The organism is Bombella sp. ESL0380 (assembly GCF_009725805.1).
Lineage (GTDB): Bacteria > Pseudomonadota > Alphaproteobacteria > Acetobacterales > Acetobacteraceae > Bombella > Bombella apis.
In genome coordinates this window covers 40,998-65,213 of the sequence record NZ_WNIH01000001.1, presented here as the reverse complement: position 1 = coordinate 65,213, position 24,216 = coordinate 40,998, and the positions used below count along the sequence as shown (strand labels likewise).

Sequence of the window (24,216 nt, the reverse complement as noted above, 5' to 3'; positions counted from 1 at the left end):
TCAGGGCCCCCGACCGGTAATGAGAGATGATGGATGATGGTCCAGATAGTCCGCCAGAAGATGGAAAGAGCGGGACATCCGTGTCAGCTGGACAATCAGCTCTTCAAGATTTCTGCGGAAGTCCGGATTGCCCCCATAGGAGGACAGCATCGTACGGGCCTGCGCCAGTGTGCCATTCAGATTGACCATCAGCTCTGGAAGATGCTCATCCGCATGGTCCAGCAGATGGTTCAGCGAGACCAGAGAGCCACTCAGGCCGGCCATGGCCCGTGTGACCTCGGGGCTTCTGAGACGTTCATCACCATGAGCGAGAATCTCATTCAGATGGTCACCGATCTGGGTCAGCGGCATGGCCGCAATCTTGTCCGTGATGGTGGACACTGACTGGAGGATGCTGTCCATGCCGCCGGGCTGGCTTGGAATCACGGCTACACCATTCTCAAACGTTATCTGCTGCCCTTCATGCGTCTTGTCAGGCGCAAAAGACAGGGCAATCATGGCCTCCCCTGTCAGAAAACTGACATTCTGGACAGATGCACGCATCCCTTCAGCCACAAAACTGCCCAGCAGATCGCCCTTCCGGGCGGAATCCTGCTCATCATCAGCAATCACACGCTCAGGTTCAAGCTGCATCTCCACCCGGACACGGGGAGCGTGACCACGTTTATTACCTCCCAACTCCAGATGCACACCTGTCACCTGTCCGACCTGAAGACCGAACATCGTTACCTTGCTGCCTTCCGTCAGACCAGCCACAGCTGTATCGACATAGGTCAGAACAGGGACCTTGTGACGATAACGGGCATTATCCGCATCCTCCTTTGTCTTGTAGAGATGGAAAACGGAATTGGCCACCGCAGGCGGCGTATCCTCAGTCTGTGCACTGTCAGGACGACCAAACGCCACCCCACCGGAAAGAAGAGCCTGGAATGACTGGAGGCGAATATTCATGCCCCCGGCTCCAAAACCTATCTGCATCCCCGATACATTCCAGAACCGGCTGTCAGCCCTCAGATAACGATCATAGGGAGCCTTCACGAAGGCCTTGATCAAAAGAGGCCCCTCTCCACCAGGCGGCATGGTATAGCCAAGGATTTCCCCCACCTGTACGTCCCGGTAGAAAATGGGAGCCCCGGCCCCGAGGGATTCCAGGGTGGACGAAACCAGCCAATATGTGCTGCCCGGTTTGTCCGAGCGGATACCGGGAGGCGCTTCCAGCCCCTTAAAGTGGGTCTGGTAATGGCCTCCCTCCGGTTTGCCCGGATCCATGGCGATATAGGCACCAGAAAAAAGCGTATCCAGCCCCGTGATGCTGGCCCCGTTGATGCGCGGGCTGACAACCCAGAACCGGGTATGCTCATTGAGCGTCCGCGGATCGATGCCACTCATCTGGATGGTCACATCAGCATGGGTCATATCCGGGCTCAGGGCTACGCCCTGCACCACACCCAGGTTCACCGCCTTGTTCTTGACCTGCGTCTGCCCCGGAACAATGCCATCAGCAGCATCAAAGGAGACGACAATGCTCGGCCCCATGGTGGCAAAGTGCCTCCAGGCCAACCAGCCGGCAATCAGCAGAGCAAGGATGGGAATGATCCAGAGCACGGAAAACCGTGGCAGCCGGACATTGGCCTCTGCCCCATGTCCACCTTCGGAATGTCGCTTCAGATGCTCATCTCTCACGCTTTTTCAGGCTCCATATCCCGTAATTCCGTCACATCCTCTTCTCCACCCTGCCTGGAGTGGCCCAGACCCTGCCGGTTATAGCCTGCAGCATCCCACATACGCCGGGGATCATACAGGTCTGCGGCAAAAATAGTTAACACAACCACAAGAGCAAAGAAGACCACACCCAGCTCGGCCGTCACGCTCGCCATGAAGCCGAAGCGGACCACAGCCGCCAGAATGGAGATCATGAACACGTCAATCATCGACCAGCGACCAATGAACACCACGACCTTGTAAAGGCCTGTCAGACGCTTCAGCGCCTTGTGAGAGGCCCTGCCCCGACATTCACAGCCAATCATCAGGGCCAGCAGGAACACCTTGAGGACCGGCACGGTGATGCTGGCAAAAAGCACCAGCAGAGCCAGAAAGTAAAGGCCAGCCTCCCAAAGCTGGATCACTCCAGAAATGATGGTGCTGGGGTGTCCGTGCCCAACCTTCACGAAGGCCATGACCGGCAGCATGTTGGCCGGAATGTAGAAAATGAAAGCCGCCACCAGAAAACACATGGCCGCCTGAAGGCTGTTCCGCTTGCGCCGCCGCAGTATCTGCCCACAACGAGGGCAATCCCCCATGTCACGCTCATCATCCACCGGGCCACGGGCGACAAAAACCAGTCCACAGGCATGGCAGGACAGCATGTGCTTCTCCGGCGGCAGGGCACGCCCCTCCGCCATGTATATGCCCAGACCAGGGCGCCTGGTGACGGACCTGTGCCTCCATATCATGTCGGCATCAAAGGCCGAATCCATGGCTGCCATCATCACCATCAGCCCCCCGAGCAGGTACACGCCCGGTTGCAGGATGACCAGGGCCAGATCAACCAGCTTGGTATAGGCCACGAGCAGGCCGATGACGTACACCTCGACCATGGACCACGGGCGCAGCTTTTCATACCAGGCCAGCAGGGGGCGGACCCAACGGGGCATTTCATCCCGGGACGCACCATAAAGAATCAGCGTCATGCAGACGAGCACGATGCCAGGCATGAGCACGCTGGCCAGAGCCACCAGTATGGCAATGCTCCCATAACCCTGCCGGGCCATTTCCAGCGGGCCGCTCATGAGGGTGACCATGTTCTCCCGCCCGTAGATGTTGAGCGTCATGAGCGGGCTGACCAGCAGCACGATATACAGCGCCAGAGCTGAAAGGCAGAAGACCAGCGGGCCGCCAATCTCCGAAGTCCTGCGCCGTCGTGCCATGGTATTTCCGCAACGGGCGCAGCTCAGAACATGTCCTGGCCGCAGGTGAGGAACATGCTGGAAGAGACCACAGACATCACATTCATCCACCCCGGCCACCACCTTGAGTGCGGGCTGGTCCACATCATGCCGCAGGAAGGAACAGGCTCCGCCCTGGCTCCACAATCCTTTGTGAAAATGATCTTTTCTGAACATCCACCCCTCTTGCGCCGCCAGAGAGGGGTCTGCAACCCCTTTCAGGCCGTTATCCATAAATATTTTACATACACCGTTGCCTGTCACCTCATTTTTCTGTATAGGCTCAACCCGATGCCGACATAGCTCAGGGGTAGAGCAACTGATTCGTAATCAGTAGGTCCTCGGTTCAATTCCGAGTGTCGGCACCAGCTTCCCCTGCACAGGATCGAAGGCGGACATGGCGGGACAACCGGATGGTGGTTTTTTTCCCCGCTCCGGTCCACTGCCCCCAGCACTTCACCACGGCAGCGTAACACCCTCCTTCCTACCCGGGCATGGTATTGCCATCCTTCCCGCGGATGCACTTCTCCTCGGCTTTTTCCTGGTCCTGTTTCTCCAGTACCGCCATCGTGTGCGACGCAGGCGCAAGGCCTGGCAGCTTCTCTGCCAGCTCATTGCCCGGCATCAGCATACACTGGCGCAACGCCAACAGGCCTGCCTGACCGAAAACCATTATGGCGTCGTGGACAAACAACGCTGGCACAGGGAGCTGGACTATTTCTGCCAGAGCATCCTTCTCACCAGCCTGATGCAGGAAAATCTGGCTGACATATGGCCCTCCCTGCGGCGGCGGACCCTCCGCCGCATCAGCCGTGTGGTAAAAATCCTTCTCAAACACAACAGGACATCTCCTCCCCCAGCCGCCGCCGGGAGCAGCACCACACCACGGCAGTTCACCGCCACCATGGACCCGCTGGATTATGAACGTTTCTGCGCCGGACTGCTGCGTCAGGCCGGATGGCAGGCACGCACCACACCACCGGGGGCAGACCAGGGCATGGACATCATTGCCGAGCAGAGCGGAGTCCGGCTCGTCATACAATGCAAACTCTATGGCAGGCCGGTCGGGAACAAGGCTGTCCAGGAAATTTTCACAGCCCGGCAGCACCGTCAGGCCCAGTATGCAGCTGTCGTCTCCAACGCTGGCTATACCCGCCCAGCCCGGCAGCTGGCCCATGCCACCGGTGTCCATCTGCTGCATCACAGCCAGCTTTCAACACTGGGCCTCATGGACCTCCAGCCCCAGCCGGACCTTTTTCACCCATAAACAAAAAAGACCGGCCTGAAACAGGCCGGTCTCTTCATCCAGTCACCCAGACTGCCGCATCAGAAGCAGCCCGGGCCTATCAGATGTTCCCTCAGGAAGCAGCCGGGACACGGATGATGTGGTCAAAGGCAGACAGGGCAGCCTTGGCACCCTCACCCATCGCCACGATGATCTGCTTGTACGGCACCGTCGTGGCATCACCGGCAGCAAACACGCCGGGGATGGAGGTCCGGCAACGCTCGTCAATGCCGATCTCACCGATGCGGGACATCTCGATGCCACCCTTCAGCCAGTCCGTGTTCGGCAGCAGGCCGATCTGGACGAAGATGCCGTCCACGTCGATGCTGTGCTCGCTGCCATCCTTGACATCCTGCCAGCTCAGGCCGGTCATCTTGCGGCCATCACCACGGATCTCGGTCGTGCGGGCGTTCACCACGATATCGACATTCGGCAGGCTGCGGACCTTGTTCTGAAGGACCTCATCAGCCGTCAGCACAGGGTCATACTGAAGCAGCGTCACATGGGACACGATACCGGCGAGGTCGATGGCGGCTTCCACGCCACTGTTGCCACCACCGGCAACAGCAACCGGACGGCCCTTGAAGAACGGACCATCACAATGCGGGCAGTAAGCGACGCCCCGTGTGCGGTATTCTTCCTCACCCGGCACGTTCAGCTGACGCCAGCGGGCACCTGTTGCCACGATGATGGTACGGGCCTTCAGATGGGCACCGCTCTCCAGCACGATCTCGTGCAGGCCACCTTCCTTCTCGGCCGGGATCAGCTTGGCAGCACGCTGTGCCGTGATGACACGGACATCATAGCTGCGAACATGCTGCTCCAGATTCTTGGCAAGGGCCGGACCTTCGGTCTCCGGTACGGAGATGAAGTTCTCGATGCCAGCCGTATCCATGACCTGACCACCGAAGCGCTCAGCCAGCAGACCAGTGCGGACACCCTTGCGGGCCGTGTAGATGGCGGCGGCACAGCCAGCCGGACCGGACCCGATCACCAGCGTGTCGAACGGAGCCTCGTCATTCAGCTTCTCGGAAGCCTTGGCAGCACCTTCAGTATCGATCTTGGCCAGAATCTCCGGCAGTTCCATGCGACCGGTGGAGAAACGCTCACCGTTCAGGAACACCTGAGGGACGGAACGCACATCACGCTCGTTCACCTCATCCTGGAACAGGGCACCATCAATGGCCGTGTGGCGGATGTTGGGGTTGAGCACGCTCAGCGTGTTCAGGGCCTGAACGACATCCGGGCAGTTGTGGCAGGACAGGGAGAAATAGGTCTCGAAATGGAAATCACCCTTCAGGGCCTTGATCTGCGCAACCTGTTCAGCCTCGACCTTCGGCGGGTGACCACCAACCTGAAGCAGGGCCAGTACCAGAGACGTAAACTCATGGCCCATCGGGATGCCCGCAAAGCAGACCTGAACATCTGAATCTGCGGCACGGATCAGGAAAGACGGGCGACGGACGTCATTGCCACCTTCCTGATAGGAAACCTTATCAGAGAGTTCGGAAATTTCGTTAAGAAATTCTTTCATCTCACGGGACTTGTCGCCCTCATCAAGGGAGGCAACAAGAATGATGTTGTGGCGCAGATGCTGGAGGTACCCTCTCAGCTGGCCTTTGAGTTCGTCGTTCAGCATGAATTCTCTCTCCAGAATCTCTGGTGCTCAGGGTCTGGCAGACCGGGGAATCGGCCCCATGAAAAAGGAGGCGCACCACAACGCAGCACGCCTCCCCTCAACGGTGGGGAGAGGCCCCCCACCATACTTCCCGTTTTCAGGGCGTGATCAGATCTTGCCGACCAGGTCCAGGGACGGATTCAGGGTTGCCGTGTCGCCACCCTCTTTCCACTTGGCCGGGCAGACTTCACCCGGGTGAGCAGCGATGTACTGGGCAGCACGGATCTTGTCGAGCAGCTCGGCAGCGCTACGGCCCACACCCTCGGAGGTGATCTCGATGTACTGGATCTTGCCTTCCGGGTCGATCAGGAACGTGGCGCGGTCAGCCGTGTGGCTGCCATCGGCACGCAGAGCATCGAAGTTGCGGGCGATGTCGCCAGACGGGTCACCGATCATGGTGTACTGCACCTTGCCGATGGCCGGGGACGTGTCGTGCCATGCCTTGTGGGTGAAGTGCTTGTCTGTGGAGACACCGAAGACCTCGACACCCATCTTCTGGAAGGTCTCATAGTTCTCGGCGAGGTCTTCCAGCTCTGTCGGGCAGACAAAGGTGAAGTCAGCCGGGTAGAAGAACACGACGGACCACTTGCCACGCAGGTCTGCATCAGAGACCTGAAGGAACTTGCCATCACGGAAAGCCTGGGCGGTAAACGGCTTAATCTCGGAACCAATAGCAGGCATGGAAACCTCCTCATTCACTTTCAGAATTGTAGACTTCCGCAGGGCCTGCGGATGTCCCCTCAAAGGGACAGCCCAACCTTGGGAATGTCAAGCATGTTCACCTTCTAGCCCACGGCTCTGAAACCGTCTAATTGAGGGTTGTTATCAGTATAATTGAGAATCATTATCAATCCTTATGCGATTCCAGTCTTTTTCCCTTGGCCCTGCCTCCAACTCAGCTTATTGGTATCCTTATGTCCTACGTTCCTCTTTCCGGTCTGTCCCTTCGGGACATCGAGTACGTCGTCGCAGTTGATGACCTGCGCAACTTTTCCCGTGCAGCTGAGCGTTGCGGGGTCAGTCAGGCGGGGCTGTCCGAGCAGGTGAGAAAGCTGGAGCAGCTTCTCAATGTCACCCTGTTCGAACGCTCCCGTCGGCATGTGGCTCCCACACCGGAAGGTGAGCGCCTCATCGCCCTGGGGCGGGATGTGCTGGCCTCAGCCCGCAATCTGCTGGAAGTCGCCCGGGCCCATACAGGACCGCTGGACGGCCTCCTGCATATCGGCGTCATTCCCACTCTCGGGCCGTACTACATCCCCGGCCTTCTGCCCCGCCTGCGCCAGAAGTACCCCCAGCTGGGCCTGAGGCTGAATGAGAACACCACGCCCAATCTGGTACAGGCTCTCCGGCAGGGCGATCTGGATGTTGCCTTCATGGCACCCACGGCTGCTACCGAAACACTGGAACATGCACCGCTCTTTCAGGAACCTTTCCTGGCGGTATTCCCCAAAGACCATGAGCTGGCCACCAAGAAGAATCTGTCCATTGCCGACCTGGCTCGGCCGGACCTGCTGCTGCTGGAAGACGGACATTGCCTGCGGGACCAGGCCCTCTCCCTCTGCCCCAGCAATTTCCGCTCGCAGGACCAGCGTCTGGCCACCAGTCTGGAAATGCTCTGGCACATGATCGGCGCCGGAGAAGGTTTCTCCCTCATTCCCCGTCTGGCCCTGAACAACCGGCAGGAATTTGACGGCCTTGTGACAGTCCGGGAGCTGAGTGAGAGCGAAGCCCGCCGGACCATCAGCCTCGTCTGGCGTCCATCCGACCCACGGGCAACATCCTTCCGGGAGCTGGCCAATTTCCTGCGGGCTACCACACCAGATGGCTGCCTGCCGCTGCCCAAAACGAAGATCCCGACCTGAAGGGCTCTTCTCCCCGGGGCAGACTCCATATCCCAACATGAAAGAACGGGTGGAAGAGCATGGCTCCTCCACCCGTTCTTTCATTTACAGACACAACATGCCCGGAACACCGGGCTGACCCTGTCAGCCCGGCTCCCTTTCAGCCTGTCAGCTCAGTGTCATCAGCTCGGCATTGCCACCGGCAGCTGCCGTATTGACGCTGACCACCCGCTCCTGCAACAGGGCTTCCGGCTGCAACGTCACACTGTCAGCCCAATAGACCAGCGGAACAGGTGCATCCGGGTTCTTCAGATGGTCTGCAACGATCTGCCACAGCCCTTCATTGATGGTCTCCGTCAGGATGACGGAACATTTTTCCACATCCCCCAGAGAATCTGCTGGCTTGATCACCTCCCGCAGAACATCAGGCAGCGTATCCAGAGAGGCAATGACCGCAGGAGCAGCCAGCGCCACGACCTCATTCCCGCAGCTGATCGCATAGCTGATCATACGCTTCAGGCCGGTAGGTGTCTCTGCCACAACCAGCACACGGCCACGGGGCTCAAGCCTGTACGTATTCCGCTCACCTACAGGAGAAGGAAGCTCCAGACGGCAATCCAGCAGGCCATGATCCATCCATGGCGTCACCTCACGGACCAGCTCACGGTCATCCGTTCCCAGCCACAACAGCCAGGACCGTGCCATGGCAGGCATGGCGTCCGGTTTGGCCAGCAGCGTACGGGGCGCATGGGCGAGCTGCCGACGCAGGGCCAGAGGACCACCTGCCTTGGGGCCAGTCCCTGAGAGGCCATGACCACCAAACGGCTGGACACCGACAATCGCCCCGACAATGTTGCGGTTGACGTAGATGTTCCCAGCCTCGACACGCTCGACCAGATAGTCGATCCGGGACGGAACACGGCTATGCACGCCGAAGGTCAGCCCATAGCCGCCCGCATTGCTACGGGTGATCAGGGCCTCCAGCTCTTCACGCTGGTAACGCAGCACATGCAGCACCGGGCCAAAGATTTCACCCCCCACATCAGCGATCGCATTGACCTCGATCAGTGTCGGCGGAACAAAGGTGCCGTCAGCCGTTTCGTCCTTCACGACCGGCGCCTGGAAGACCGGATGGTTACGGCCACGCAGCGCCTCAATGTGATCGACAATTCCCTTGCGGGCCACTTCACTGATGACCGGCCCGACATCCGTGGCCAGCTTGGCCGGGATGCCGATCCGCAATTCTTCCATGGCGCCCTTCAGGAGGGAAATGATGCGATCGGCTGCATCGTCCTGCACGCAGAGAACACGCAGGGCGGAACAGCGCTGGCCGGCACTGTCGAAAGCGGAGGCAACGATGTCCTTCACCACCTGTTCCGGCAGGGCCGAAGAATCAACCACCATGGCGTTCAGGCCACCCGTCTCCGCCACGAGCGGCACAGGCTGCCCATTGCGCCCGAGACGGCCAGTCAGCTGGCGGGCAATGATCTGCGCCACAACCGTGGAACCGGTAAAGAGCACACCAGCGATGCGCTTGTCCGCCACCATGGCAGCACCGACATCACCCTCACCCGGCAGGAGTTGCAGGACCTCTTCCGGCACGCCAGCCTCATGCAGAAGTTTGACGGCCTCCATGGCGATCAGCGGCGTTTCTTCTGCCGGTTTGGCCAGAACGGTATTACCAGCTGCCAGAGCGGCAGAGACCTGCCCAAGGAAAATGGCCAGCGGGAAGTTCCAGGGGCTGATGCAGACAACTGTCCCCAATGGGAGGTGGGTCTTGCTGCTGAACTCACGCCGGACCGTCCCGCCATAGTACCGGAGAAAGTCGATCGCTTCCCGTACCTCAGCTACGGCATTGGGATAGGACTTGCCAGCCTCCCGGACAGCCAGCCCCATATAGGCGATGTAGCGTTCCTCAAGCAGGTCGGCCGCACGCTCAAGAATGGCGCCACGGTCATCAGGGGACCGGGCTGCCCACTCCTCGAAAGCTCCCTCAGCAACATCCACAGCACGAGTGACATCCTCTGGCACGGCGAATGTCACTGTCCCGACCTGGTCACTCCGCTCCGCCGGGTTCGTCACCGGGTGGACAGGGCGTTCGGCCTTGCCAAGGCCCGGAACCAGCGGAGCCGCCTCATAATGCTCCGGCAGTCCCTCAAGCCCCTTTCCAAGGCGGGCCAGAACGAGATCATCATTCAGGTCCATGCCCTTCGAATTGTGGCGGTCAGGCTCAAACATGTCGAGCGGCTTGCTGATCTCGGCATGAGGGGCCCCAACCGGAGTGTAGGACCGGGTTGTCTTGACCGGGTCCTCCACCAGCTTCTCCAGGGAAATCTTCGAATCTCCCAGAAGATTGATAAAGGACGAATTGGCTCCATTCTCCAGCAGGCGGCGGACCAGATAGGCCAGCAGCGTGTCATAGGTTCCGACCGGGGCATAAATGCGACAGGGGCGACCCAGATGTTTCTGCCCTACGACGCTTTCATAAAGAGCCTCGCCCATGCCATGCAGGCACTGGAACTCGTACTGCCCCTCGTGGAAGTCCCGGCCAGCCATGGCGTAGATGGACGCCACCGTGCGGGCGTTATGCGTGGCAAACTGGGGGAAAACGGCATCACCAGCGGCCAGCAGCTTGCGGGCACAGGCGATATAGCTGACATCCGTATGACATTTGCGGGTGAAAACCGGGAAATCCGGCACACCATCAATCTGGGCCTTTTTCAGCTCGGTATCCCAATAGGCCCCCTTGACGAGGCGGACCATGATGCGATGGTGCGTCTCACGGCCAAGAGCGATGATGTAATCCAATACGGCAGCGGCACGGCGACCATAGGCCTGCACAACAAAACCGATGCCATCCCAGTCGGCCAGCTCCGGGTCACGGCAGAGTGCGTCCAGAATATCCAGGGACAGATCCAGACGTTCGCTTTCTTCAGCGTCAATGTTCAGGCCGAGATTGTAATGCTTGGCACGTACGGCCAGTGCCTTGACCGTCGGCAGCAGCTCACCCATCACACGCTCACGCTTGGCACGCTCGTAGCGAGGATGCAGGGCAGACAGCTTGATGGACAGACCGGGGCGCTCATAAACCGTGTTGCCCCTGGCCATGGAGCCGATCGCCTCCAGAGCGGCATGGTAGGAGGCCTGATACCTCTCGGCATCGTTACGGTCCAGCGCTGCCTCACCCAGCATGTCGTAAGAGTAGTTGAAGCCCTGGGCCTGCCGCTTGTGGGAATCCTTCAGCGCCCCCTCGATGGTCTGGCCCAGCACGAACTGCTGGCCCATCATCTGCATGGCAAACTGCACGGCTTTGCGGACAACCGGCTCACCCCGTTTGCGCAGCAGGTCATGAATTGCCCCCATGCGCTTTTTGGGGGATACAAGACGGCTCGTGACATCAAGCCCCCAAGAGGCAGCATTGATGATCAGCCCACTGTCACGCCCCATATGGGACAGCCAGTCACCGACACTAACCTGATCCCGGATCAGAGCATCCCGGGTTGCGTGGTCAGGAGTACGCAGCAGGGCCTCGGCCATGCTCATCAGTGCCACACCTTCGGCGGAACCAAGGCTGAATTCCTGCACCAGCGTCTCAACCAGACCGGGCCGACGGTGATCACGCAGATTGCGGGCCAGAGCAAGGGCCACCTTGCCAGCCACGATCTCCTCGTCAGGTTTCAGTTCAGCGGCGGGAAGAAGCGCTTCCACACACTCCTGCTCTGGATACCGGATCTTCTCGGCGATGGCCTTCCGCAGAGCAGAACGTTCCGGCAATGAACCAAAATGACGTGCAAAATAAGCCATAGCAAACCTTCAAGCTGATCGCGTGACAACCACTTCCTGTTGTTAGAGGAGAAGGAACTTCTCTATCTCCAGCCAGACCATGAAACATGGGGTGTTGTCCATATCCAAAAATGCGATTCGCACAAATTATATTCGGGTTACGAAACGTTTCTGAATGCCAGAAAGGCAGCACGGCAAGGAATGTCCGTCCCTCCGCTTCAATCGACCGCTCCCGCGAGACGGAACAACCCTCCCGAAGGGCTGGATAAATATTGTGTGAAGGCTTGGGGAAACAGTGTGTTTCATCCCCTCAGGCAAGGATGAAACCACCCCCCAGAACACGGTCACCCTCATACATCACGCAGGCCTGACCAGGGGCTGGCAGGGCGGGTTCATCCAGCTGCACCTCGGCCCGGTTCCCCTCCAGGGGCCGCACCAGGGCCTGCCGCAGCCCTTCCCGTGCCCGCAGCTGTACACCACAGCGCACACCCTCTGCCGGGGCGTCAATCAACCAGTTCATATCCCGCAGGCGAACGGTCCGGCGGCCTTCATCACTGGTCACCTTCCGGCGGGGGCCAACAATGATGCGGCGGGAGGGCACATCAATGGCCGTGACCATCTGGCGCTCCCCCGTCCCCGTATGAATATCCCCCAGACGACGGCTCTGGCCAACCGTATAACGGGCAATGCCCTCATGACGGCCCAGCACGGTCCCGTCTTCAGCCACAATGTCACCCGGCCCTTCAATCTCCGGCCGCATCTTCTCCACCAGCCCGGCATAGGAGCCGTTCGTGACAAAGCAGATATCCTGGCTGTCCCGCTTGGTGGCCACATCCAACCCCAGCTCCTCCGCCAGAGCACGCACATGGGCCTTGTCGGGCATCTCGCCCAGCGGGAAGCGCAGGAACTCCAGCTGCTCACGGGTCGTGGCAAACAGGAACCAGCTCTGGTCCCGGTCCCGGTCCATCGGGCGGTGCATCTCCACACCTTCCGGGCCTTCCAGCCGACGTACGTAATGACCGGTTGCCATGGCCTCACAGCCGAGGTCCCGGGCCATGTTCAGGAGGTCCGTGAATTTAACCCCCTGATTGCAGGCCACACAGGGAACGGGGGTCTCCCCCCGAGCGTAGGAATCGGCAAAACTCTCGATCACACTTTCCCGGAAGCGGCTCTCCGCATCGATGACGTAATGGGGAAAGCCGATACGCTCGGCGACCATGCGGGCATCCATGATGTCCCGTCCAGCACAGCAGGCCCCGGGTTTCGCCGGACCGCTATGGTCGTAAAGCTGGAGGGTTGCTCCGATGACCTCATGGCCCTGCCGCTTCAGCAGGGCTGCCACCACGGAACTGTCCACCCCACCAGACATGGCCACAAGGATGCGCATGACTGGAAACCTCAGCCAGCCTTGGGAAGATGGACGACGAGACCGTCCAGCTCTTCCGTCATGACGATCTGGCAACCCAGACGGGATGTCTTCTCCAGCCCGAAAGCGAGGTCGAGCATGTCTTCCTCATCATCAGTCGGGCTTTTCAGCTTGTCCGCCCAGGCCGGGTCCACGATCACATGACAGGTCGCACAGGCGAGCGAGCCTTCGCAGGCCCCTTCAAGGTCGATATTATTCTCATGGGCGATCTCCAGCACGGAGAGACCTGCCTGTGCCTCCACCTCGTGGCGGCTACCATCACGCTCAACAAAAACCATCCGGGGCATAAGTCCCTACTCCCTGTATCCATGCAGCGGTCTCACCTCCCGGCAAGGCCCTGCCCAAAACGGGCCACTGCGCACTCCACATCACCTGCCGAGGTAAAACGTCCCACCGACAGGCGCAAGCTCCTGCGTGCCTCCGCCTCTGTCAATCCCATTGCCCTGAGGACATAGGATGGTGCCCCAGATGCCGCTGAACAGGCCGAACCGGATGAAAAAGCAACCCCCGGCACTGCTGCCATGACCTGCTGGGCCTCCAGCCCGGCGGGCAGGCACACATTCAAGACGCCCGGCAGCCGTGGGGCAGGCGCACCATTGAGACGCACCACCGGGAACAGCTGCCGCATACCCTGCCACAGCCTCTCCCGCAAGCCCGCAAGACGGTCAGCCTCCTCCTTCCCGCTCTCCACGGCCAGCCGGACAGCCTTCCCCATGCCGATGATCAGCGGGACCGGCAACGTGCCAGAACGCAGGCTGCGCTCCTGCCCGCCGCCTGAAAACAAAGGTAGCAGCCGCACACGGGGCCGCCGCCGGACATACAGCGCTCCCACGCCTTTGGGACCATATATCTTGTGTGCCGAAAATGAAGCGAGATCGACACCCTCCAGCGTGCAGGGCAGCTTGCCGAACATCTGGGCCATGTCCACATGCAGCAGGGCGCCGGCCTGCTTCACCAGCGGCATGAGGCGGTCAAGGTCCTGCACCACACCTGTCTCGTTGTTCGCTGCCATGATGCTGACCAGCAGCGCGGGTGTCTTCAGGGCCTCTGCCAGACGATCCGGTGACAGGCGGCCATCCGGCTCCACCGGCAGGATGACAGGCTCAAACCCCTCACCCTCCAGTGACAGTACGGCTTCCAGCACACATTTATGCTCCGTTGCCACGGTGACAAGGCGCCGTCGCCCATCACCCTGTTCCTTCAGGAAACGGGCGGCTCCCTTGATGGCCAGATTGTTGGCCTCCGTTGCCCCGGAGGTCCAGATCAGCTCCTGCGGGCTGACGGCGAGAGCCCCGGCAAGCTCCTCCCGGGCCTGCTCCACGGCCGCATTGGCCTTCTGCCCCGGCAGATGCAGGCTCCCTGCATTGGCGGGGTACTGTGTGAACCATGGCAGCATGGTCTCCAGCACGGCTGGATCACACGGAGTCGTAGCAAGGTAATCCAGATAGATCACATCAGCTTCAGGTTGCACGGCCACCTCCCTGGAGAGAACTGCGTTTCAGAAGGCCACGTCCGGCAAAACGCTGGGCCATGAGAGCATAAACCTGCCCAAATGCCCTGACAGCTCCAGCTTCGGCATTCCACGGCAGCGAGACACGGATGGCCTGCCCGGCTGCCTCCCCCTGCCCCATGGCCTCCAGCACATGGGATCGGGCCACCTTGCCGGATGAACAGGCCGAACCGGCTGAAACGCAATATCCCTCGATATCCAGCGCCATGAGCTGCATCTGGGCCGCCACACCGGGCAGGACCGCACTGATGGTATTGGACAGCCGGGCCACACCATGCCCCATGATGAGGGCTCCAGCCTGCACCATGACACCCTCCAGCTCATCCCGCAGCGCCTCCAGGAGGGTCCAGTCCTGCTTCCGGCTCTCCTCAAGGGCGGCGGCCATACCCATGTGGGATGCAAGGGCCGGTGTGCCACCCCGCCGTCCCCGTTCCTGCCCGCCACCGGGCAGCAGGGGAGCCAGGGGCCTGTCCTCCGGCAGCAGCAGGGCACCGGCCCCCTTGGGACCACCCATCTTGTGGGCGGACAGGGCCAGACTGGCCCCCGCCAGGGACCCGTCCTTCAGAGCCAGTGAGAACTCGTCCCGCTCCTGCATCCGGCCTGCAGCCTGTACGGCATCGACATGCAGAAAGGCACCATGCTGGCGACAGAGAGAGGCTACATCCCGCAGGGGAGCGTATACCCCCGTCTCATTATTCGCCGCCATGATGCAGACCAGCGGCCCCGGCCGATCACCTGTTCCGGGAGTATGGGCTGCCAGCATCTCCTCCAGCGCCATGCAGTCGATCACCCCCTGCCCGTCAACCGGAATGAGGGACGCCTCCGGGGCAGCTTTGCGGATGGCATCATGCTCGGTGGCACCAATGAGAATGGCACGGCCTTCCGCCCGACCAAAGCCATGCAGGGCAAGCGTATCCGCCTCCGTTCCCCCTGACGTGAACACACAGCAGTCAGCCTCCCTGCCAAAAGCGGAGGCCATCGTCTGGCGGGCTTCTTCCAGCATGATGCGGGCCCTGCGTCCTGCGGCATGGACAGAAGACGGATTCCCTGTCTGCTCCAGCCCGGCCAGCATGGCAGCCCGTGCAGCAGGCCGCAGGGGTTCGGTTGCATTGGCATCGAGATAGACAGGGCCCTGCTGCACAGCTGTATCCTGAACCATGAAAAAAACCTTCTGCTCCGCTCATGCACATCCGGGACAGTGCCTTTCCCGCAAGCCCCATGACAAACCCTGCCCAAACAGGATGATAGATACAATCTTCTTTACCATTTTGAAAAAACCAGCGCAGAAGAGTCGATTTTGGTAGAAATCACGAGGATGGAACCGATATACAACGCCGGTATGTTCTTCCCGGACTGGGGCCGTGCCTTCTGCCCGGGGCGTAAAATCATGCCCGGGCCCGGACAGGGACCCGGGCATTATCGGTTCGCATAACCGCTCTGGGCCTTCAGCAGGCAACGGGGTGGACAAAGAGATGAGAGACACATGCCTGAAGTCATGTTTGCCGGCCCGGATGGGCGGCTCGAAGGCCATTACCATCATTCTGAAGACCCTAACGCCCCTCTCGCCCTGATCATCCATCCACATCCGCTGCATGGCGGGACGATGAACAACCGCATCGCCTACACCATGTACCGCCGTTTCCAGACCATGGGCTTTTCTGTCCTGCGCTACAACTCCCGTGGGGTTGGCCGCTCCCAGGGGCGGTATGATGGTGGAATCGGGGAAATCTCCGATGCCGCCGCCGCGCTGGACTGGATGCAGATGATCAACCCCAACTCCTCGGAGCTGTGGATCGCCGGTTATTCCTTCGGTGCCTTCGTGGGGATGCAGCTGCTCATGCGTCGGCCAGAAATCCGTGGCTGGATCAGCGTCGCTCCTCCGGCTGACGATTACGATTTCAACTTCCTTGCTCCCTGCCCGTGCAGCGGCCTGATGATCGCCGGTGGAAAGGACAGCATGGCCCCCGAGCCCGTCATCCGCAAGCTGGTGGACAAGCTGAACACGCAGAAGAATGTCACGGTGGATTACCGTGTTTTCCCCGAGGCCGATCATATCTTCTCCCAGCAGGCAGAACTGATTGCCGATGCGCTGGAGGACCATGTAACGACCCGCCAGCGGAATCTCTTCGCCCCTGAAGACGCCATGATCCAGCCTGCGGCAGAGGCCGTGGGCTAAGCCCGCTCCGCCCCGACAGGACAGCCATCAGGAAAGATGCCCTTCATGACCGATACATCACTTAAAAGCCCATTCCTGCGGGAAGCCCAGGCCCGTGGGATGATCTTCCAGTGCACCGATTTCGAGGCGCTGGACGAGCTGATGCTGGCAGGTCCCGTTACGGCCTATATCGGTTTTGACCCCACGGCAGACTCCCTGCATGTGGGCAATGCCATGTCGATCATGATGCTGCGGCTGCTCCAGAAGCACGGGCACAACCCCATCGCCCTGATTGGCGGCGGCACGGCAAAGATTGGCGATCCCTCCTTCCGTGATGAGGCCCGCTCCCTGATGACGGACGAGACCATCACCCACAATCTTGCCGGGCTGCGGGCCTCTCTGGGACAGTTTCTGGATTTTGAGGATGGGGCGTGCCGTCTCGTCAACAATGCGGACTGGCTGGACAGGCTCTCCTACATCAGCCTGCTTCAGGATGTCGGGGTGCAGTTCTCCGTCAGCCGGATGCTTTCCTTCGAAAGCGTGAAGCAGCGGCTGGACCGGGAACAGGGACTGACTTTCCTTGAATTCAACTATTCCATCCTTCAGGCGTTCGACTTCCGGGAGCTGTACCGCCGCCACGGGGCCATTCTCCAGATGGGCGGGTCCGACCAGTGGGGCAACATCGTCTCCGGCATCGACCTGGCCCGCCGCACGGATGGGGCACGCCTGTTCGGGCTGACAACGCCGCTTGTCACCACCTCCTCCGGGGCCAAGATGGGCAAGTCCGCCAACGGAGCCGTGTGGGTCCGCAAAGAGCGGCGGCCTGTCTTCGATTACTGGCAGTTCTGGCGCAACACCGAGGATGCCGACGTGGGCCGCTTCCTGAAGATGTTCACGGACCTGTCCGTGGAGGAATGTGAACGCCTCGGTGCGCTGGAAGGGGCAGAGATCAACGAGGCCAAGAAGATTCTGGCCACCGAGGCCACGGCCATCTGCCACGGCCGTGAAGCCGCCGAGGAAGCTGCCGAAACCGCCCGCAAGGTGTTCGAGCAGGGCAGCGTCCAGGCCGCCCTGCCGGAAGTTGCCGTGCCCGCCAGCCTGTTTGCCGAGGGCGTGCCTGCCTTCAGGCTCTTTGCAGAGGCAGGCCTGGCCGCCAGCGGGGGCGAGGCACGCCGTCTTATCCGTGGCGGTGGTGCCCGGCTGAATGACGTCGTCATCAAGGATGAGAACCAGACCGTCACCCCCGCCGACCTGACGGACGGCACGCTGAAACTGTCCTCCGGCAAGAAGAAGCACATCCTCGTCCGGGTGGGGTAACATCCCCCCGGCAGGCGGAACAGAACAGACACGACAGCACGATACCTGTCGTGTTCAGCGTTCCTGACACCCTTATAGTGGGACATGCTCCAGCACCCAGTCCACCTTCTGCTGGCGTCTGGACGCTTTGGCGGCCCTGCCCCCGGCTTCAGTTGCCTCTTCCTCAGCAGGCGGCAGGGGACGGCCAGGGCAGGACTGGACGACAATCTGGGCTGTCTGTTCCGGCACGCCCCGTCCCATGTAAAGATCATCCTCCAGCATGATCACCCCACCTGTCTGACGGAAACGCCACAGCTCTGAGGGCGCATGAAGCAGGATATCATCATCCTCCCGCTCCACACGGACATCGGGATGGATGTGGAACCGCAGCATGAAAGACACATCCCGCTCCCCCTCCACCGTTTCACTGCCACGCAGCTCCTCCCCGGATGGTTCCAGAAACAGGGAACGGGACCAGAGGACACCGTAGGACGGGTAGTACCCATTATGCGACAGATGGAGTTCCTGAACACGACCCTGCCGTTTCTGTTCGCAGCGTACCTGTGAGGGACGGCGGGTCACGTGGCCATCATTCCCGAAATCGGACGAGGATTCACCATCCACGACCAGAATCGTATGCGCTGCCGAACTGCGCAGGGCCCGCCGCCAGGGGCCGCCCTCCGCTGCCCCACAATTGACGAACAGACGCTGCCGGTCGTGGGAGAACTCAAAAGACAATGTACCGGCATGGGCCATACCATCCATCCCCTGCGGCGGTGGTGCGGCGGCATCCACCAGCAGCAGGGCCCTTCCGGCTGTCAGGCGGGCAAAACCGCCCCGGCTCAGGCTGGAGGCCACTACCTTGTATCGCTCTGCCTGCTCCAGCAGAGCCTGCACGGCTTTCGCACCACGCTCCTGCGACCCATTGAACAGGGCCAGCCCCCCATCCCCATGGCAGAAGGCCCGCAACACGGCACAGGCCCGCCCCAGCATCACCGGGACACAGTCCGGCGGCATCCACTGCAACGTGGTGAACATGCCCTGAATGGCTGTCAGCTCCTGCACGCAACGATACTGGGCCTCCGGGCTGCGCTCGGCCACAATGCCCTCATCACCCAGCAGGCGCTTCAGCTCCAGCGGCAGCTGCTGCTCAAACCGTTTGAAGAACCCATCATAATACGGCACGGCCATATAGACGGCCAGCAAGCCCCGCAGAACAGCCAGCCCTTCCCACCCCATGGGAGGCAGAGGCAGCATGGCCGAAAGACGACGGGCCTCCTTCACGGCGGCATCCAGCACCAGCTGCTGCGTCCCTTCCGTAGCCGTGGAAAGGCAGAACTCATAATGCCCCAGCCAATTGGCCAGCCGCCGCCCCATCACGCTGCTTTCCCGGGCGACAGGGTCAGCCGGGGGGCGGTCTGCCCATGATGCCACCATGGAGCGCGCCAGAAGCCGGGCTCCATTCGTACCAAAGGTCCGCAGGTCCTTCAGCCAGTCAAACCCATAGAACCAGCGCCGGACATCCTCCGGCCAGCTATTGCTCTGCCAGACCCCCCGCAGGGGCAAGCTGTAGGTTTTCTGGGCAAAACGGAACACACCCCCCGTCAGCAGGGCGCCCTGGTCCACATCGCCCTCTTCCCTGTCCTGATAGAGACAGACAGGGCTTGTCCCCTCATGCTGCCGCTGGGGCAGGGAGACGAGCAGCAACCGGAAATACCGCCTGAAGGACCTAAACAACCATCATTCCCCTGATGGGGCCAGTGTGGCAGGCTTGGCCGCCGCACGCAGGCCCCGGATCGCTGCCGCCCGGTCATCCCTGCCGAAAATGGCTGAACCAGCCACCAGCATGGTTGCTCCGGCTTCTGTCACCAGTGGGGTGGTGGTCTCATCAATACCACCATCCACACCCAACACGATGTCACGGCCGCTCTGCCGGATCATCCCGGCAAGGGTCCGTATCTTGGCCAACTGGCCATGCAGGAATTTCTGCCCTCCGAAACCAGGATTGACCGTCATGACCAGAATGATGTCCACCATGTCCATGACCTCGGAGAGAGCCTCCGGCGGCGTGGCAGGGCAGATGGCCACACCTGCCTTGCAACCCAGCGCATGGATGCTCTGGAGAGTACGGTGAAGATGGGCATTCCCCTCCACATGCACGGTGATGTGGTCCACTCCCGCTTCTGCCATGGCAGCCAGATAGGGATCTGCCGGCTCGATCATCAGGTGGGCATCAAAGCGCGCCCTGCTGTGAGGGCGCAGCGCCTTGATGACGGGCATACCAAAGGAAATGTTCGGAACAAAATGCCCATCCATGACATCAAGATGCAGCCATGGTGCCTCCGCCACACTGCCCATTTCATGACGCAGATTGGAGAAATCGGCGGCAAGCAGGCTCGGTGCGATGATGGGCATGTAACCTCTCTCTGAAAACTGAAGATGCATATTTTCATCCGATATTGGCAGAATAAGGCTTTTTTACAAGAGAAGCCCATTTTGCGCCGGTACATGGCCATTCATTTGTACAGAGATGACAGAAAATGGACACGATCTGCCTTCTCTGCTAACAGGGGGCAATGTTCCGAGGGGTGCCTTCACCATACAAGGCTGAGAGGATGGGTCCGGCCCATCCAACCCTTTGAACCTGATCCGGTTCGTACCGGCGAAGGGACAGGAAAACAGCACGGAACGGGATGTCCCCGTCATCTCCCCTGAACTGACGCCTGCACAGCGAACCTTCACCATCGTGCTCCGAAGGCGAAGATTCCATGCGCTTGTTTTTTTCCAGCCACAAAAAGGCCCCTCTCTTTCTGCTCCTGTGCAGCCCCGGCTTGGCACTGGCAGACTCAGGAAAACCGACTCATCCGTCGGCGGCACACCACCACCCGGCCCAACAGCCTTCCCATGCCAGACCGGCCAAAGCCGTACAGGCCAAAAAGGTGGAATACATCACTACCCGGGCGGCCCCGGAAACCATGCAGCGGGGCGGCGGGCTGATCCAGCCCCAGCATGGCACGCAAGCCATCAGCGAGGTGGGCCGGAGCTACATGGACATACAGGCGCCTACGGCCTCGGCCTTCCAGCTCGTGTCCGTCCTGCCGGGTGCCAATGTCATGACATCCGACCCCTTCGGCATCTCGCCCAACACCAACATCAGCGTCCGCGGCCTGAACGGTGATGCCCTGGGCTACGTGCTGGAGGGCATGCCGCTCAACGATGTTGCCTCCTATGGCGGGTACCCCAACCAGTTCGCCGATACGGAGAATTACAGCAAGGTCGGTCTCCAGCAGGGGTCAGCCGATCTGGATAGCCCGGTTCTCAACGCCGCCGGTGGGCTGATGAAGCTCTCTTTCCTCGACCCGTCCCTGAAGCCCGGTGGGCTGGCCTCCTTCTCCTACGGGTCCTTCAATACAAGGCGGGGTTTCATCCGGCTGGAAACGGGTGAGATAGGCCATAGCGGCGTGAGAGGCTTTGTCTCCTACTCCAACACACATGCGGATAACTGGCGCAGTGGCGGCTATGATACCCGCCAGCATATTGATTTCCGGCTGCTCAAAGAATGGGGGCAAGGCAATCAGGCGGGCATTCTGGGATCATGGAACAGGGCCAATACCAGCTATTATCCCTTCACCTCCCTTGAGGACTGGAAAACCTACGGCACCCATAGCGGCAAACTGACCCAGCATTTCGAGCCCGGCGAGAACAGCACCAGTTACTGGCGCCTCTCCCGCGACCCGGAGGAGACGCTTTATGTCGGTGCGCCGGTACATCTGCACTTCAACCAGCGTTTCTCCTTCGACATCACCCCCTATGCCCAGCGGGCTTATGGCAACTTCCCCTCCGGCTCCACACTCTCCAGCACGGGGAACTATTACGGCACCCAGCCCGTCACCTCCCTGCCCGTGACGGACGGCCAGACCGTACGGGCCGACTACACCCAGCGCAGCTACCGCTCTGGCGTGAACATGGCTCTCCATGCCCGATATAAATGGAACGACTTCGTCATGGGCTACTGGTACGATTATTCAGACGATAACGAACCACAACCCTTCACATCTGTCGGAAGTGATGGCTCTGCCGCCAATATCTGGGCGGACAAAAAACGCAGCCGCATCCTCATGCCGGATGGCAACCCCTATCTGGCCGGGAGCTTTCACACCATGTCCCAGACCAATGCCCTCTATGTGGGAGACCACATCTCCCTGATGCAGGACAGGCTGGTGATGGATATCGGCTTCAAAGAGGTCATGCTGCATCGCTGGGGAACCAATGACGTACCCGGGCCGCAGCGCAACATCTCCAGCAACAGGCAGGAGCCCCTGCCACGCTTCGGAATGCGCTGGAACTTCACGAAACAGGATCAACTCTTCCTCAACGTGAACACCAACTTCCGGACACCGGCTGTTCCCACTTATTACAACAGCTATGCCGGTGTGGATGCCAATGGCGTACCCAACGGTTCCATCAGTCAGGCCGGAACCAACCGCCTGAAGAATGAATATTCCGTCTCCGAAGAGTTCGGCTACCGCCGCACGGGAGACTGGCTGACAGCCAGCCTGACCTTCTTCAACTATAATTTCCGCAACCGGCAGGTACAGACCGGGGAAGCGAGCAACCCCAACATCACCACGACCATCAATGCCGGGAAACAGACCTCCCGCGGTGTGGATGTGGAGCTCGGTACACGCCCATGGCACCATATCAGCCCCTATGCGTCCTTCGAGTATCTCCATGCCACCATCGACAACAACATCGCCGCCGGGAGCGACATCCTGCCCACAGCGGGCAAAACAGCCGTCCGCAGCCCCCATTTTCAGGCAGGAGCAGGCCTGCGCTATGATGATGGGCACTTCTTCAGCATGATCTCCATGCATTACATGAGCCATCAATATTCCACCTTCATGAATGACGAGCGCATCCCTGCCATCATGACAGCCGACCTAACCCTTGGTTACCGCTTCAACAATGTGAGCTTCCTGCATCAACCCACATTGCGGCTGAACCTGAGCAACATCAGCAACCAGCGTTATCTCTCGGGCATCAACTCCACCACCCTGAATGCCCATGACACGACCGGCCTTCATGGCGGGCGGATCAGCGGCTCGGCCCCGGGCTATTATATCGGGGCCCCCTTCGCCGCCCTTGCCAGCCTGACGGCTGGATTCTGAGCATGTCGGCACGCCCTCTTGGTCTGGAAAGCGGTTACAATGGCTGCGTCTGGCCTCCCCTGACAGACGGTGACGTCACGGCCCTTCTGCCGCACTGGGGCGTCCGGCCCGCCCGGAATCCCCTCCTCTGGCACAGCCGCCGCCCCTTCTCCGCCTCGGCCATCGTGGCGCTGGAAGATGGGGGGCGGCTGTTCCTCAAACGCCACGGACGTGCCCTGCGCTCTGTGGAAACACTGACGGAAGAACACCGCTTCGCCAGCCATCTGGCAAAGCGGGGCCTGCCAGCCGCCGCCCCACTGCCCATGCTGGATGGCCGGACCGCCCTGGCCACGCCCGAGCATACCTACGAAGCCTTCCCCCTTTACACGGAGCAGGACGCCTATCGGGGGCTGGACTCATGGCGGCCCTATCACGACACGGCACAGGCGGCTTCCAGCGGAACACTTCTGGCACGGCTGCATCAGGCCAGCGAGGGCCATCAGGCCCCACCACGCCATGACCCACCCCTCATTTCCGCCCGGCATCCCCTGCTGGGCGACAGACTGGCGGACAGCCTGATCCCGTGGATCACCCGACAGGAAGGGCTGACAGACACATATCCCCTCTCATCGCTGCAACGGGATGTCCTGCCCCTTCTGACCCCGTTCCATGAAGCCCTGCTCCCCCTGCTGCCAGAAGACCGCCCCCTCTGGGGGCATGGGGACTGGCACGGGGCCAACCTCCTCTGGCACAGGGAGAGTAATGGGCTCGTGGCTGCCCGTGCCTTCGATTTCGGCATGTGTGACCTGACCAGTGCCAGCTTCGACCTCGCCGTGGCCATGGAACGCAGCTTCATCAGCTGGCTGGCCCCGGATGGCTACCCGACCGTGCATGAGGAGCAGCTGAGGGCCTTCCTGCACGCCTATGATGTCCAGCGGCCCCGCAGCCCTGCCGAGAAACGCCTCACCGCCTGCTGGCTGCCCCTCTGCCACGTCACCTTTGCCCTTTCAGAGGTTGCCTATTACGGCCATGTCCTCGGCAACAGGAACGCCGCCGACATATCCCGGCGGGACTACCTCATCGGCCATGCACGCTGGTTCCAGACGGAGCGTGGCCGGGCCCTGCTGGCCATGCTGGAAAGAGACTGACC

Annotated in this window: 17 protein-coding genes, 1 tRNA gene and 1 riboswitch; of the genes, 7 read left to right on the top strand and 11 right to left on the bottom strand. The window is 60.7% G+C overall.

Annotated features, from left to right (window positions below; translation table 11 throughout):
• Together GM608_RS00255 and GM608_RS00250 are read right to left on the bottom strand one after the other, a co-directional pair.
• Positions 1 to 1,683, bottom strand: coding sequence for an MlaD family protein (locus tag GM608_RS00255; protein WP_333644793.1), 1,683 nt, complete (start codon positions 1,681 to 1,683; stop codon positions 1 to 3).
• Positions 1,680 to 3,122, bottom strand: a complete 1,443-nt coding sequence (locus GM608_RS00250; protein ID WP_081562561.1) for a paraquat-inducible protein A — start codon at positions 3,120 to 3,122, stop codon at positions 1,680 to 1,682. Before GM608_RS00250 ends, GM608_RS00255 begins: the two co-directional genes overlap by 4 nt.
• A gap of 116 nt (positions 3,123 to 3,238) precedes the next feature.
• On the opposite strand from GM608_RS00250, the gene GM608_RS00245 reads away from it, so the two are divergent.
• Positions 3,239 to 3,313, top strand: a tRNA-Thr gene (locus GM608_RS00245).
• A gap of 29 nt (positions 3,314 to 3,342) precedes the next feature.
• Positions 3,343 to 4,212 carry a restriction endonuclease gene (locus GM608_RS00240; protein WP_086431852.1) on the top strand — a complete coding sequence of 290 codons (870 nt, stop codon included), beginning with the start codon at positions 3,343 to 3,345 and terminating at the stop codon, positions 4,210 to 4,212.
• 91 nt (positions 4,213 to 4,303) lie between these two features.
• On the opposite strand, the gene ahpF is transcribed toward GM608_RS00240, so the two are convergent.
• Positions 4,304 to 5,869, bottom strand: a complete 1,566-nt coding sequence (ahpF, locus tag GM608_RS00235) for an alkyl hydroperoxide reductase subunit F (RefSeq protein WP_043559602.1) — start codon at positions 5,867 to 5,869, stop codon at positions 4,304 to 4,306.
• A 147-nt stretch (positions 5,870 to 6,016) separates the two neighbouring features.
• Positions 6,017 to 6,589, bottom strand: coding sequence for an alkyl hydroperoxide reductase subunit C (gene ahpC / locus GM608_RS00230; RefSeq protein ID WP_043559605.1), 573 nt, complete (start codon positions 6,587 to 6,589; stop codon positions 6,017 to 6,019).
• 233 nt (positions 6,590 to 6,822) lie between these two features.
• Between ahpC and GM608_RS00225 the strand changes: the two genes are divergently transcribed.
• A complete protein-coding gene (locus GM608_RS00225) occupies positions 6,823 to 7,770 on the top strand; it encodes a hydrogen peroxide-inducible genes activator (protein WP_043559608.1) in 948 nt (315 codons plus the stop codon).
• A gap of 147 nt (positions 7,771 to 7,917) precedes the next feature.
• On the opposite strand, the gene putA is transcribed toward GM608_RS00225, so the two are convergent.
• From putA to GM608_RS00200, 5 genes are all read right to left on the bottom strand, one after another.
• Positions 7,918 to 11,553 (bottom strand): bifunctional proline dehydrogenase/L-glutamate gamma-semialdehyde dehydrogenase PutA, encoded by a 3,636-nt coding sequence (gene putA, locus GM608_RS00220; protein ID WP_333644792.1) that lies wholly within the window; start codon positions 11,551 to 11,553, stop codon positions 7,918 to 7,920.
• Between the two features lie 289 nt (positions 11,554 to 11,842).
• On the bottom strand, positions 11,843 to 12,919 hold the full coding sequence (gene mnmA / locus GM608_RS00215) for a tRNA 2-thiouridine(34) synthase MnmA (protein ID WP_333644791.1): 1,077 nt from the start codon (positions 12,917 to 12,919) through the stop codon (positions 11,843 to 11,845).
• Between the two features lie 11 nt (positions 12,920 to 12,930).
• Positions 12,931 to 13,245, bottom strand: a complete 315-nt coding sequence (locus GM608_RS00210) for a ferredoxin family 2Fe-2S iron-sulfur cluster binding protein (RefSeq protein ID WP_043559617.1) — start codon at positions 13,243 to 13,245, stop codon at positions 12,931 to 12,933.
• Between the two features lie 32 nt (positions 13,246 to 13,277).
• A complete protein-coding gene (locus tag GM608_RS00205) occupies positions 13,278 to 14,411 on the bottom strand; it encodes a cysteine desulfurase family protein (RefSeq protein ID WP_333644798.1) in 1,134 nt (377 codons plus the stop codon).
• A 7-nt stretch (positions 14,412 to 14,418) separates the two neighbouring features.
• Positions 14,419 to 15,627 carry a cysteine desulfurase family protein gene (locus GM608_RS00200; RefSeq protein ID WP_086431858.1) on the bottom strand — a complete coding sequence of 403 codons (1,209 nt, stop codon included), beginning with the start codon at positions 15,625 to 15,627 and terminating at the stop codon, positions 14,419 to 14,421.
• 324 nt (positions 15,628 to 15,951) lie between these two features.
• On the opposite strand from GM608_RS00200, the gene GM608_RS00195 reads away from it, so the two are divergent.
• Both GM608_RS00195 and tyrS read left to right on the top strand, forming a co-directional pair.
• The gene (locus GM608_RS00195; protein WP_043559620.1) at positions 15,952 to 16,644 is read left to right on the top strand and encodes an alpha/beta hydrolase; all 693 of its coding nucleotides are present in this window, start codon (positions 15,952 to 15,954) and stop codon (positions 16,642 to 16,644) included.
• Positions 16,645 to 16,689: 45 nt separating this feature from the next.
• Positions 16,690 to 17,940: a tyrosine--tRNA ligase gene (gene tyrS, locus GM608_RS00190; RefSeq protein WP_277129205.1), complete on the top strand. Its 1,251-nt coding sequence runs from the start codon at positions 16,690 to 16,692 to the stop codon at positions 17,938 to 17,940.
• Between the two features lie 72 nt (positions 17,941 to 18,012).
• On the opposite strand, the gene GM608_RS00185 is transcribed toward tyrS, so the two are convergent.
• Both GM608_RS00185 and rpe read right to left on the bottom strand, forming a co-directional pair.
• The gene (locus GM608_RS00185; protein WP_052349005.1) at positions 18,013 to 19,656 is read right to left on the bottom strand and encodes a heparinase II/III family protein; all 1,644 of its coding nucleotides are present in this window, start codon (positions 19,654 to 19,656) and stop codon (positions 18,013 to 18,015) included.
• A 3-nt stretch (positions 19,657 to 19,659) separates the two neighbouring features.
• On the bottom strand, positions 19,660 to 20,334 hold the full coding sequence (gene rpe, locus GM608_RS00180; RefSeq protein ID WP_081847690.1) for a ribulose-phosphate 3-epimerase: 675 nt from the start codon (positions 20,332 to 20,334) through the stop codon (positions 19,660 to 19,662).
• 159 nt (positions 20,335 to 20,493) lie between these two features.
• Positions 20,494 to 20,608: riboswitch (TPP riboswitch) on the top strand.
• A 250-nt stretch (positions 20,609 to 20,858) separates the two neighbouring features.
• On the opposite strand from rpe, the gene GM608_RS00175 reads away from it, so the two are divergent.
• Together GM608_RS00175 and GM608_RS00170 are read left to right on the top strand one after the other, a co-directional pair.
• Positions 20,859 to 23,087 carry a TonB-dependent receptor domain-containing protein gene (locus GM608_RS00175; RefSeq protein ID WP_333644790.1) on the top strand — a complete coding sequence of 743 codons (2,229 nt, stop codon included), beginning with the start codon at positions 20,859 to 20,861 and terminating at the stop codon, positions 23,085 to 23,087.
• 2 nt (positions 23,088 to 23,089) lie between these two features.
• Positions 23,090 to 24,214: a phosphotransferase gene (locus GM608_RS00170; protein ID WP_333644789.1), complete on the top strand. Its 1,125-nt coding sequence runs from the start codon at positions 23,090 to 23,092 to the stop codon at positions 24,212 to 24,214.
• The last annotated feature ends 2 nt before the right edge of the window (positions 24,215 to 24,216 follow it).